Source organism: Jannaschia sp. R86511 (assembly GCF_042466345.1).
Lineage (GTDB): Bacteria > Actinomycetota > Actinomycetes > Actinomycetales > JBBAYJ01 > Aquipuribacter.
In genome coordinates this window covers 4275619-4286865 of sequence record NZ_JAXHCD010000001.1, presented here as the reverse complement: position 1 = coordinate 4286865, position 11247 = coordinate 4275619, and the positions used below count along the sequence as shown (strand labels likewise).

The 11247-nt window shown below is 74.9% G+C and carries 13 protein-coding genes and 1 pseudogene; 12 read left to right on the top strand and 2 right to left on the bottom strand.

The window, feature by feature from the left end; genetic code table 11:
• Positions 1-22: 22 nt before the first annotated feature.
• The 3 genes from SJY06_RS20080 to SJY06_RS20070 all read left to right on the top strand — a co-directional run bounded on the left by SJY06_RS20080 (position 23) and on the right by SJY06_RS20070 (position 2620).
• Positions 23-1462 carry a dihydrolipoyl dehydrogenase family protein gene (locus tag SJY06_RS20080; protein WP_380169311.1) on the top strand — a complete coding sequence of 480 codons (1440 nt, stop codon included), beginning with the start codon at positions 23-25 and terminating at the stop codon, positions 1460-1462.
• A 45-nt stretch (positions 1463-1507) separates the two neighbouring features.
• A complete protein-coding gene (locus tag SJY06_RS20075; protein ID WP_380169310.1) occupies positions 1508-1975 on the top strand; it encodes an SRPBCC family protein in 468 nt (155 codons plus the stop codon).
• A gap of 81 nt (positions 1976-2056) precedes the next feature.
• Entirely contained in the window at positions 2057-2620 is a 564-nt protein-coding gene (locus SJY06_RS20070; RefSeq protein WP_380169309.1) for a hypothetical protein, read from the top strand.
• A gap of 21 nt (positions 2621-2641) precedes the next feature.
• Here SJY06_RS20070 and SJY06_RS20065 read toward each other — a convergent pair whose 3' ends face one another.
• On the bottom strand, positions 2642-3451 hold the full coding sequence (locus tag SJY06_RS20065) for a matrixin family metalloprotease (RefSeq protein ID WP_380169308.1): 810 nt from the start codon (positions 3449-3451) through the stop codon (positions 2642-2644).
• Positions 3452-3659: 208 nt separating this feature from the next.
• On the opposite strand from SJY06_RS20065, the gene SJY06_RS20060 reads away from it, so the two are divergent.
• From SJY06_RS20060 to SJY06_RS20020, 9 genes and pseudogenes are all read left to right on the top strand, one after another.
• Positions 3660-3962 (top strand): urease subunit gamma, encoded by a 303-nt coding sequence (locus SJY06_RS20060; RefSeq protein WP_380169307.1) that lies wholly within the window; start codon positions 3660-3662, stop codon positions 3960-3962.
• Positions 3963-3973: 11 nt separating this feature from the next.
• Positions 3974-4288: pseudogene (locus SJY06_RS20055) on the top strand (urease subunit beta); the annotation flags it as partial.
• Positions 4289-4353: 65 nt separating this feature from the next.
• Complete coding sequence (locus SJY06_RS20050) at positions 4354-6084, top strand: urease subunit alpha (RefSeq protein WP_380169306.1); 1731 nt, start codon at positions 4354-4356, stop codon at positions 6082-6084.
• Positions 6084-6743 (top strand): urease accessory protein UreF, encoded by a 660-nt coding sequence (locus SJY06_RS20045; protein ID WP_380169305.1) that lies wholly within the window; start codon positions 6084-6086, stop codon positions 6741-6743. The genes SJY06_RS20050 and SJY06_RS20045 overlap by 1 nt, the downstream gene beginning before the upstream one ends.
• Before the next feature lie 141 nt (positions 6744-6884).
• Positions 6885-7262: a hypothetical protein gene (locus SJY06_RS20040; RefSeq protein ID WP_380169304.1), complete on the top strand. Its 378-nt coding sequence runs from the start codon at positions 6885-6887 to the stop codon at positions 7260-7262.
• A complete protein-coding gene (locus tag SJY06_RS20035) occupies positions 7262-8644 on the top strand; it encodes a DUF4331 domain-containing protein (protein ID WP_380169303.1) in 1383 nt (460 codons plus the stop codon). The genes SJY06_RS20040 and SJY06_RS20035 overlap by 1 nt, the downstream gene beginning before the upstream one ends.
• 3 nt (positions 8645-8647) lie before the next feature.
• Positions 8648-9100: a hypothetical protein gene (locus SJY06_RS20030; protein WP_380169302.1), complete on the top strand. Its 453-nt coding sequence runs from the start codon at positions 8648-8650 to the stop codon at positions 9098-9100.
• A 190-nt stretch (positions 9101-9290) separates the two neighbouring features.
• On the top strand, positions 9291-10022 hold the full coding sequence (gene ureG / locus SJY06_RS20025) for an urease accessory protein UreG (protein WP_380169736.1): 732 nt from the start codon (positions 9291-9293) through the stop codon (positions 10020-10022).
• Positions 10023-10105: 83 nt separating this feature from the next.
• Positions 10106-10762 carry an urease accessory protein UreD gene (locus tag SJY06_RS20020; RefSeq protein WP_380169301.1) on the top strand — a complete coding sequence of 219 codons (657 nt, stop codon included), beginning with the start codon at positions 10106-10108 and terminating at the stop codon, positions 10760-10762.
• 90 nt (positions 10763-10852) lie between these two features.
• Here SJY06_RS20020 and SJY06_RS20015 read toward each other — a convergent pair whose 3' ends face one another.
• The gene (locus tag SJY06_RS20015) at positions 10853-11197 is read right to left on the bottom strand and encodes a DUF4282 domain-containing protein (protein WP_380169300.1); all 345 of its coding nucleotides are present in this window, start codon (positions 11195-11197) and stop codon (positions 10853-10855) included.
• Positions 11198-11247 lie beyond the last annotated feature (50 nt).

Below are 11247 nucleotides of genomic sequence, written 5' to 3'. Positions count from 1 at the left end.
CCCCAGGACGACGGAGGCCCCGGTGCCGGAACCGCGCGACGAACGCCCGCAGGACGGCCCGCAGGACGGCCCGGAGGACGAAGGTGGCACGTACGACGTGCTGGTGATCGGCGCCGGTCCGGCCGGGACGGCCGCGGCCGTGCGGGCGGCCGAGCTCGGCGCGCGGGTCGCCGTGGCCGAGGCCCGCCACACCGGTGGGACCTGCGTCAACACCGGGTGCGTGCCCACCCGGGTGCTGGCCAAGACCGCGCGGTTCCTGCGCGAGGTGCGCAGCTCGTCGGCCTACGGCATCGGCGTGGACGAGCCGGTGGTCGACTGGGCCCGCACGGTGGCGCAGGTCCGTTCGGTGATCGACGACGTCAAGGCGGCCAAGGACGACCCGGGTCGGCTCGAGCGGCTCGGGGTCGACCTGTTCGTCGAAGGGCCCGCCCGCTTCGTCGACCCGCACACCGTCGAGCTGGCCGACTCGGGCCGCCGGCTGCGCGGGGACACGGTGATCCTGGCCGTCGGGGGCCGGTCGCGGCGGCTGCCCGTGCCCGGCGCGGAGCTGGCCCACGTGCCGGAGCAGGTGCTCGACCTCCCGGACGTGCCCGCGCGCCTGGCCGTGATCGGGGCGGGGAACACCGGCGCCCAGCTGGTGACCAACTTCTCGGCCTTCGGCTCCCGCGTGACCCTGCTGGAGGTCGCGCCCCGCATCCTCATGTCGGCCGACGTCGACGTCGCACGCGTCGTGCACGAGGCGTTCGTGTCCGACGGCGTCACGGTCCGCACGGGCATCGAGACGGTGACCGGGCTGGCGCGCACCGACGACGGCGCGATCGACCTGGGCTGGGTCGAGGCCGACGGCGAGCACCACGAGACCTTCGACGCGGTCATCATGAGCACGGGCTGGCCCGCCGCCGTCGAGGGCCTGGGCCTGGCGGCCGCGGGCGTCCAGACCGAGGGCCCCGCCGTCCCCGTGGACGACTACCTGCGCACCAACGTCCCGCACGTCTACGCCGCGGGCGACGCCAACCAGCAGGCCATGCTGGTCCAGGCCGCGCACGTCGAGGCCGAGGCCGCCGCCAAGCACGCCGTGCTGGGCGCCACCCGGCGCAGCACCCACCACCTGATGCCGTCGGGCGGGTTCACCGACCCCGACTACGCCGGGGTGGGCCTCACCGAGGAGCAGGCCCGCGAGCGCGACCCCCAGGTGGTCGTGGCGACGGTGCAGTACGCGGCCATGGAGCGGCCGATCATCGACGGCCGGGCCGAGGGGTTCCTCAAGCTCGTCGCCGACCGCCGGCGCGAGGTCGTCCTGGGGGCGCACGCGGTGGGCGAGTCCGCCGTGGAGGTCATCCAGGCCGTCACCACGGCCATGGCCGCCGGCGTCGACGTGTCCACGCTGGCCACGGTCGAGTTCGCCTACCCCACCTACAGCGCCGTCATCGGCGAGGCGGCCCGCGAGCTGCAGGGCCTCTGACCTGCAGGGCGCATGAACCCCGGCCCGGCTGGGGACACCCACACCATGACCACGACAGACACGCACGTGACCGTCAGCCGCACCATCGACGCCCCCGCCAAGGACCTGTTCGAGGTGCTGTCCAACCCCGAGCACCACGCCGCCCTCGACGGCTCCGGCTTCGTCCGCAGCGACGAGAAGACGGACCGGATCACCGCCACCGGGCAGGTGTTCCGGATGAACATGGTGGGCGAGCACATGGGCGGGGAGTACCAGACGGACAACACCGTCACCGGCTACCGCGAGAACCACCTGCTGGTCTGGCAGACGGCCCCCGCCGACACGCCCCCGCCCGGCTGGGAGTGGAAGTGGGAGCTCGAGGCCCAGGACGCCGGCTCCACGCTGGTCCGGCTCACCTACGACTGGGCCAAGGTCACCGACAAGGCCCTGCTGGCCAAGGTGTCGTTCCCCCTGGTCAGCGAGAACCAGCTGGAGGACTCCCTGAACGCGCTCGCCGAGCAGGTCGCGGGCTGAGTCCGGCGTAGCCCTCGCGGTACCGGGTACGGGGCCCGTGCACGAACGCACGCCCCGCCCGAGACCGTCGAGAGGATCCTCATGAGCAACCGCAACACCGTCGTACGCGTCCTGCACGACGTCGGAGCGGCCGCCTGGTTCGGCGGCACCCTGATGGGTGCCGTCGGGCTGAACGGCGCCGCCGACTCCGTCGAGCAGCGCGAGGACCGTGCCCGCGTGGCCTCGGTCGGCTGGGCCCGCTGGGCCCCGGTGAACGCCGCCGCGCTCGGCGCCCACGTGGCCGGCGGCATCGGCCTGCTGCTGGCCAACCGGGACCGGGCCGCGCACCAGGAGGGCACCCGCGGCAACACCGTGGCCAAGTCGTTGCTCACGGTCGCCGGGGTCGGGCTGACCGCCTGGAGCGGGGTGCTCGGCGCCCAGGTGGCCAAGGCCGGCCAGGTGCCCGCCCAGGGGGCCGTCACCCCGTCGGGCGAGACGCCGGACGACGTGGCCGGGGCGATGCGACAGCTGCGCGTGGTGCAGTACGCCATCCCGGCCGTCGCCGGGGTGCTCATCGCCCTGGGCGCGCAGCAGGGCGAGCAGCAGAAGCCCGAGGAGCAGCGCAAGGGCCTGTCCGGCCTGCGTCGGCTCACGGCGCGCGACTGACCGACCGCGACCGGGCCGGCGTCACACCTCCGGCACGCAGGGCCCGCCGCCCATCAGCGCGAAACCGGCCCGGTCGCTGTCGCTGAGCCACGTCTGCCCGATGTTGCCCGCGAACATCAGGTCGCCGGGGCGGTCGGAGTGCGCCAGGCCCACCAGGTGGCCCAGCTCGTGCAGCAGGACGGCCCGGCGGTGGACCCGGTCGCCCGCGTCCGCCCGGCCGGGCCCACCGAAGACGTCGTCGCTGAGCCAGACCTGACCGCTGACGTAGACCTGGGGGCCGTCGGGACCCTGCCGGGGGACGGGCCCGGCCCGACCGGCCACGCCGTCCACGTCGGCCACGCCGTAGCGGCCCCAGGTGACGAGCACGGGCGCCCAGCGCTCGCCGTAGCGTCCCGGCTGGTAGGCCGGGCGCTCCCAGTCGGTGGCCTCGTCCGTGGTCCCCTCGAGCACCAGGCGCAGGCCGGTGGCCTCCGAGACGGTCGCGAGCCCCTCCCGCAGGACGGCCTCGGCGTCCGGCGGCGCCCCCGCCGGGTTGAGCACGAACCGCACCTCGCGGCAGGGGTCCCAGCGCACCGGGGTCACCCCGTCGGCCTGCGTGGCCACGGCGGGGTTGACGGTCCCGGTCGCCGCCACCAGCGGCGGTGAGGCCAGCGGGGCGATGGCAGATCCCACCGCAGGCGGCGGGGCGGCGTGGCCGGTCGACGCGGGCGCGGCGGGCTGCAGCCACCACACCCCGGCCAGCGCGGCCACCACGAGCAGGCCCAACACGCCCGTGAACCGGTCCCGGGGCGAGGCCCGCAGGGCCGGCGGTCCGGCGGGGTGGCCGCTCACCCCTCCACCGTGCGCGTCGCGCCACCCGCCCGGGCGGGGACGACGACCCGGTCACCCGATCGCGCGCCCGGCGTCACCCGACCAGGTGCGAGGGTGGGCCCGCCGCCACGAAACACCGACGAAACCGCAGTCGGGTTGACTGCCCCACCCACGGTCAGGAGGCTGCTCCGGACCGCCGTGAGCGAACCGGCCGGGCGAAGGAGCACCGATGCACCTGACACCGCACGAGCAGGAACGGCTGATGGTGTCCTACGCCGCGGACCTCGCCTGGCGCAGGCGGCAGCGCGGGCTGCTCCTCAACCATCCCGAGGCCGTCGCCGTCATCACCTCGGCGGTGCTGGAGGGCGCCCGTGACGGGCGCACGGTGCAGGAGCTGATGCAGGCCGGCCGCGAGGTGCTCACCCGGGACGACGTCATGGCCGGCATCCCCGAGCTCGTCCACGAGGTGCAGGTCGAGGCCACGTTCCCCGACGGCACCAAGCTCGTCACCGTCCACGACCCGATCGTCTGAGGGGGCGCACCGTGCGAGCAGGCCAGGTACCCGGCGAGGTCCTCCCCGCCGCGGGCAGCATGACCATCAACGAGGGCAGGCCGGTGACGCGTCTCGAGGTCGTCAACACCGGCGACCGACCCGTGCAGGTGGGCTCGCACTTCCACCTCGCGCAGGCCAACCCGGCGCTGGCGTTCGACCGGGCGGCCGCCCACGGGCAGCGCCTCGACGTCCCCGCCGGCACGTCGGTCCGGTTCGAGCCCGGGATCGCGCAGACCGTCGCGCTGGTGCCGTTGGGCGGGGCGCGGTTCGTGGGCGGGCTGTCGCTGGACCCGCCCGGCGCCCTCGACGCGCCCGCGCCCGGGCCCGCGTTCGCGCCCGCCGGTCCGGCCGTCCCGGCCGAGGAGTCCTGATGGAGCTGTCCCGCGCCCGCTACGCCCAGCTCTACGGCCCCACCAAGGGCGACCGGATCCGGCTGGCCGACACCGACCTCGTCATCGAGGTGACCGACGACCTGTGCGGCGGGCCCGGGCGCGCGGGCGACGAGGCCGTGTTCGGCGGCGGCAAGGTGCTGCGGGAGTCCATGGGCCAGGGCCGCGCCACCCGCGCCGAGGGCGCCCCGGACACCGTGATCACCGGCGCGGTGATCCTCGACCACACCGGCGTCTACAAGGCCGACGTCGGCCTCCGCGACGGCCGGATCAGCGCCATCGGCAAGGCCGGCAACCCCGACACCATGCCGGGGGTGCACCCCGACCTGGTGGTCGGCCCGTCCACGGAGGTGATCGCCGGCAACGGCCGCATCCTGACCGCCGGCGGCATCGACTGCCACGTCCACCTGATCTGCCCGCAGCTGGTCCCCGAGGCGCTCGGCAGCGGGATCACGACGTTCGTCGGTGGCGGCACCGGACCGGCCGAGGGGTCCAAGGCGACGACGGTGACGCCGGGGTCGTGGCACCTGGCGCGGATGCTCGAGGCGATGGCCGACCAGCCCGTCAACGTCGCCCTGCTGGGCAAGGGCAACACCGTCAGCCACGAGGCGCTGTGGGAGCAGCTGCGCGGCGGGGCGGCCGGGTTCAAGCTGCACGAGGACTGGGGCACCACCCCCGCGGCGATCGACGCCGCGCTGACGGTGGCGGACGCGTCGGGGGTCCAGGTCGCGCTGCACTCCGACACCCTCAACGAGGCCGGCTACGTCGAGTCGACGCTCGCGGCGATCCGCGGCCGGGCCATCCACGCCTACCACACGGAGGGTGCCGGGGGCGGGCACGCACCGGACATCATGACCGTGGCCGGGTACCCGAACGTGCTGCCCAGCTCGACGAACCCGACCCGGCCGCACACCGTCAACACCCTCGCCGAGCACCTCGACATGCTCATGGTCTGCCACCACCTGGACCCGTCGATCCCCGAGGACCTGGCCTTCGCCGAGTCCCGGATCCGGCCGTCCACCATCGCCGCGGAGGACCTGCTGCACGACGTCGGTGCGATCTCGATGATCGGCTCGGACTCCCAGGCGATGGGCCGGGTCGGCGAGGTGGTCATGCGCACCTGGCAGACCGCCCACGCGATGAAGGTCCGCCGTGGGGCGCTGCCCGGCGACCCCGAGGGCGAGGGCGGCAACGACAACCTGCGGGCCCGTCGCTACGTGGCCAAGTACACGATCTGCCCCGCGGTCGCGCACGGGATGGACGCCGAGATCGGGTCGGTCGAGGTCGGCAAGCTGGCCGACCTGGTGCTGTGGGAGCCCGCGTTCTTCGGCGTCCGCAGCCACGCCGTGCTCAAGGGCGGCGTGATCGCCTGGGCCGCCATGGGCGACGCCAACGCGTCGATCCCCACCCCCCAGCCGGTGCTGCCCCGGCCCATGTTCGGGGCCTCACCGCTGGTCGCGGCGCGGACGTCGGTGCACTTCGTGTCGCAGACGGCGCTGGACGACGGGCTCGCGGACCGGCTGCGGATCGAGCGGCGGCTGGTCGCCACGGCCGACGTGCGCTCCCGCGGCAAGGCCGACATGCCCCTCAACGACGCCACGCCCGACATCCGCATCGACCCGGACACCTTCACCGTCCAGGTCGACGGCGAGGTGTTCGAGGAGCAGCCGGCCACCGAGCTGCCGATGGCGCAGCGCTACTTCCTGTTCTGATGGGCGCGCTCGCGGTCCTGCTCGGGGACGGCCGGCTGCCGACGGGCGGGCACGTGCACTCCGGCGGCCTCGAGCAGGCCCGCGCCGACGGTCGGCTGCGTGACCTCGCCGACCTGGAGTGGCTGCTGCGGCGGCGGCTGCGGACCGTGGGCCTGGTCGCGGCGGGCCTCGCCGCCGCCGCGTGCGCGCGACCGGCCGACCACGCGCTGCTCGACGCCGAGACCGACGCCCGCACCCCCTCGCCCGCCCTGCGCGAGGCCTCGCGCGCCCAGGGCCGCGGCCTGCTGCGCCTGGCCGCCGCGTCGTGGCCGGCGGTGTCCGTGCAGGTGGCGTGGTCCGACCTCGGCCGCCGTCCCCACCACCCGATCGTGCTCGGCTGCGCCGCGGCGGCCGCCGGGCTCGGGAGCGCCGACGCGGCCACGGCCGCCGCGTACCTGTCGGTGTCCGGACCGGCCACCGCCGCCCAGCGGCTGATGGCGCTGGACCCGGTGGCCGTGGCCGCGCTCACCGTCCGCCTCGCCGCGGACGTCGACGAGGTGGTCGCCGGCCTGCCCGGTCCCGGCGCGCCGGCCGCCGTCCTGCCCGCCGACTCCGACCCGCTGCTGGACCTGCTGGGCGAGCTGCACGGCTCCGCCGCCGACCGGCTCTTCGACTCCTGAGGGCTGCGAGGCACCCGCAGGACTCGTCTCCGGACGCGGTCAATCCGCCGTACGGGTGGTGACGTACCCCGTGCGGACGGTCGACGTGGATCGTCCCGCCGGGCACCGGCCCGGTGACGGATCGAGAGCAGGAGCCCTGCCATGTCCCCATCCGGTCACACCGATCCCCTCCTTTCCCCGCCGGTCGCCGACGTCCTACCGCCGGTCGCCCAGCTGATGCCGCCGCCAGCGCCGGCCGCCCACGCCCCGGCCGGCCCCAGCCGCCGGCTGTTCGTCACCGGCGTCGGCGCCCTCGCGGCCGGCGCTGCCGCGGTCGGGTCCTTCGCCCTGCCCGGAGCCGGTCGGCCCGCCTCCCCGGAGGAGACCCCGGGCACCGTCCCCGCCGGGGACATCGGCCCCGGCCTCGTCGTCTACGTGCGCCCCGGCGAGTCCGAGCTCACCCTCATGAGCGGGGACCGCGAGGTCGTCGTCGACGACCCGGCGCTCGCCCGCGCCCTGGCCCGGAAGCTGGGTGCCTGATGTCCTCCCACCGCGAGGCCCCGGAGATCTCCAAGGACCCGGTCGCCGACTCCACGGACGTGTACGCCTTCGTCAGCCCGGACCGGCCGGACACGGTGACGATCATCGCCAACTACGTCCCGCTGCAGGACCCCGCGAGCGGGCCCAACTTCTTCGAGTTCGGTGACGACGTCCAGTACGACATCAACGTCTCGACGTCCGGCGGCGCCGAGCCCGACGTCACCTACTCGTTCCGGTTCGCGACCCGCGTGCCGAACCCGGACAGCTTCCTCTACATCACGGGCCCGGTGGACTCGCTGGACTCGCGGTCGTACAACCGGCCGCAGACCTACACGGTGACGCGGATCGCGGCGCCGAACCGGGGCCGAGGCCGGGGCCGGGTCGGCACCGTCCTGGCGCGTGACCTGCGGGTGCCGCCGTGCAACGTCGGGCCCCGGTCGACGCCGGACTACGACCGGCTGGCCGAGCAGGCCACCTACGACCTGCCCGGCGGCGGGCGGGTGTTCGCCGGTCAGCGCGCGGACGCATTCTGGGTGGACCTCGGCTCCGTGTTCGACCTGGGGACGCTGCGCCCGTTCCAGGACGCCCACCTGCTGCCCTCGCCGGCGATGGCCGGCATCAACTCCCTCGCCCAGGTCAACGTCCACAGCATCGTGCTGCAGGTGCCGATCAGCGAGCTGACCGGCTCGGGCCGCGTGCCCACCGACGTGATGGACCCCGACGCCGTCATCGGGGTGTGGACCTCGGCCAGCCGGCCCAAGGTCCGCGTCTTCGACGAGCGGGCCGACCGCTACGTGAGCCAGGGCCGCATGACCCAGGTCTCCCGGCTGGGCAACCCGCTCTTCAACGAGGTCCTCGTGCCCATGTCGCGCAAGGACTCCTGGAACAACGCCCGGCCCAGCGGTGACAGCGCCTACGCCGGCGGCGTCGCCCGGCCCGAGCTGGCGGCCCTCCTGCCGGTCCTGTACCCGGGCGTGTTCCCCAACCTCGCGGCCTACGACAAGGACCGGGCCGACCTGCTCGCCATCCTGCTGACCGGCATCCCGGAGGGCGTCGTGCCGGGCTTCCAGAACTACACCGGTCCCGTGCAGGCCGACATGCTGCGGCTCAACGTCGCGGTGCCACCGTCGGCCGAGGAGAACCCGTTGGGCCTGGTCGGCGGCGACCCCGCAGGGTTCCCCAACGGGCGCAGGGTGCGCGACGACGTCGTGACCGTGGAGCTGCGGGCGATCGCCGGGCTCACCATCCCGCTCGTCGACCCCTCCTACACCCCGGACGGGGCGGCCGCGGCGGTCACCGACGGCAGCACCCCGCCCCCGGTCCCGGCCGGGTTCCCCTACCTGGCGACGCCGTACAGCGGGTACGACGTCCCGGCGGCCTGACCCGTGGCCGGCACGGGGAACGGGCAGGACCACGCGCCCGCGGACGTCCTCCTGGACGGCCACGCGCACGCCGACGAGGTGGACCGTGCGCACCCGCACCCGCACCACGTGTCGGCCCACAACCCGCACGCGGGCCAGGGTCCAGTCGTCCTCGACATCGGGGGTGACGTCGGGGCCCTGGTGCTGCACACGCCGGGCTCCCTGGTCGGGACCGAGGTGGAGATCAGCCCCGCAGGCCGTGACCAGGAGCGTCGGCACGTGGAGGTCCTGCCACGTCGGCTGTCCCACCGCACCGTCTTCGCAGCCGTCTACCCTGACCTCGCCGCAGGCACCTGGACGGTCTGGGCGGGTGACGGCGCGGCGGTCCTGAGCGTCGAGGTCCAGGGCGGGCAGGTCCAGGAGTGCCGTTGGCCGGAGCGTCCTGGCGCACCGGCACCGGCTGCGGAAACCGACTGAGCACCGGGCGCCGGGGGCGGCCGCCGGCCCCCGGTGCCCGGGCCTCGGGCGGTGCGGACACACGGTGGAAACCTCACCGCGAGACACTTCGTCGCCAGCAGAACGAGCCGACCGTGCGCGCCGTGGCGGCGCCGCCATCGAAGGAGTGACGTCCGTGTCCGGTGACCACGCACGAGACCCGCACGCCCACCTGGCCCGGCCCCACCACACGGCTGGTCCCACGGGTCCGGCGGGACCGGTGCGCATCGGCATCGGCGGACCGGTGGGCTCGGGCAAGACGGCGCTGGTCGCGGCGTTGTGCCGCACCCTGGGCGAGGAGCTGTCGCTGGCCGTGGTGACCAACGACATCTACACCACCGAGGACGCCGACTTCCTGCGCCGCAACGCGGTGCTGCCCGACGAGCGCATCGCCGCGGTCAGGACGGGCTGCTGCCCCCACACCGCCATCCGCGACGACATCACCGCCAACCTCGACGCCGTCGAGGACCTGGTCGCGCGCGTGCCCGGGGTGCAGCTGGTGCTGGTCGAGTCCGGCGGGGACAACCTGACCGCCTCGTTCAGCGTGGGGCTGGTCGACGCGCAGGTGTTCGTGGTGGACGTCGCGGGCGGGGACAAGGTGCCGCGCAAGGGCGGGCCGGGCGTCACCAACTCCGACCTGCTGGTGGTCAACAAGACCGACCTGGCCCCGATGGTGGGGGCGAGCCTGCAGGTGATGGCCGACGACGCCGCCCGGGTGCGACAGGGCCGTCCCACGCTGCTGGTGTCGTTGCGCGAGGACCCGAGCGCGGCTCCGGTCGCCGAGTGGGTGCGCGGGGTCGTCGCGCGGGTGGTCGGGCCTGCGGTCTCGCTGCAACCGACGGAGTCACAGCGGTCGCCGCAGCCGTCGCCGCAGCCGTCGCCGTCGGGCGGGGTCGCACCCTGAGGACCCTCGTCGAGGTCGTCGCCGAGCTCGCCGGCGACCCGACGCCCGAGCCGGGAACCGTCACCGCGGGCGGGCCGCAGCCCGTGCGCCCGATCTCGGGCGGGCCGCGGCGCACGGTGCTGCGAACTCTCCGGGCGGACGGCCCCGCCCTGGCCGTGCGGCGCACCGGGACGCCGTCCTCCCCGGTGGCCCAGGTCCACCTGGTCGGCACCGCGGCCGGCCCCATGGGCGGTGACCTGGTCGAGGTCAGGGTGCGGGTGGGCCCGGGCGCGCACCTGGACCTGCAGGGTGTGGCGGCCTCGGTCGTGCTGCCGGGCCGGGACCAGGCGCGGTCACGTCTGCGGCTCGACGTCGAGGTCGCCGCCGGTGGCCTGCTCACCTGCACGCTGCCGCCCGTCGTGGTCACGGGCGCCGCGGAGCACCAGGCGACCACGGTGGTCCGGCTCGGCGGCGACGGCCGGCTCCGTCTGGCCGAGCACGTGCGGCTGGGTCGGCACGACGAACCCGGCGGCTGGTGGCGCGGTCACGTCGACGTGACGCGGGACGGGTCGCCGGTGCTCCGGCAGAGCACCACGCTGGGCGACGACCCCGGGATGCGGGACCTGCGTACGGTCCTCGACACCGCCGCCACCGACCACGCGTCGGCCACCCACGACACGGTCGTCATGCCGCTCGCCGCCGGCGGCACGCTCACGGTCACCCTCGGAGCGACCACGGCTGCGGAGCAACGAGCCCGGTAGCGGGTGAATCGCCGACGAAGATCCCGCTGGTCCGCATCGGTGGTCGACTCGGCGGTCGGGGCGCCCGTGCGGGCTTCAGGCGTCCCGCGCTCAGTACGCCGGGTCGGGCCCCGCGACGGGCGGTGCCGGCGGGGCCGCGCGGCCCCGCCCCTGCGCGGCGATCTCGACGTTCGACTCCATGATGCGGAAGACGGCGATCACGATCTCGAGCTGGATGCGCGCGACGATGACGTAGAAGAACGCCACGGGAATGCCCAGGACCAGGACGGCGACCCCGACGGCGGGGTCCCGCACGAAGCTCGAGACCAGGAACACCAGGTACCCGAGCGCGATGAGGACGAGCACGAGCACGTACACGACCTTCACGATCTTGGTCGTGATGAGGGAGTCGAAGCTCAGGTCGAACAACGAGGCGAAGAAGCCTTTGGTGGGCATGTCGCGTCCTCTCGTCCATCACGCGGCGTCCGTCCCGGATGGCGCGACGC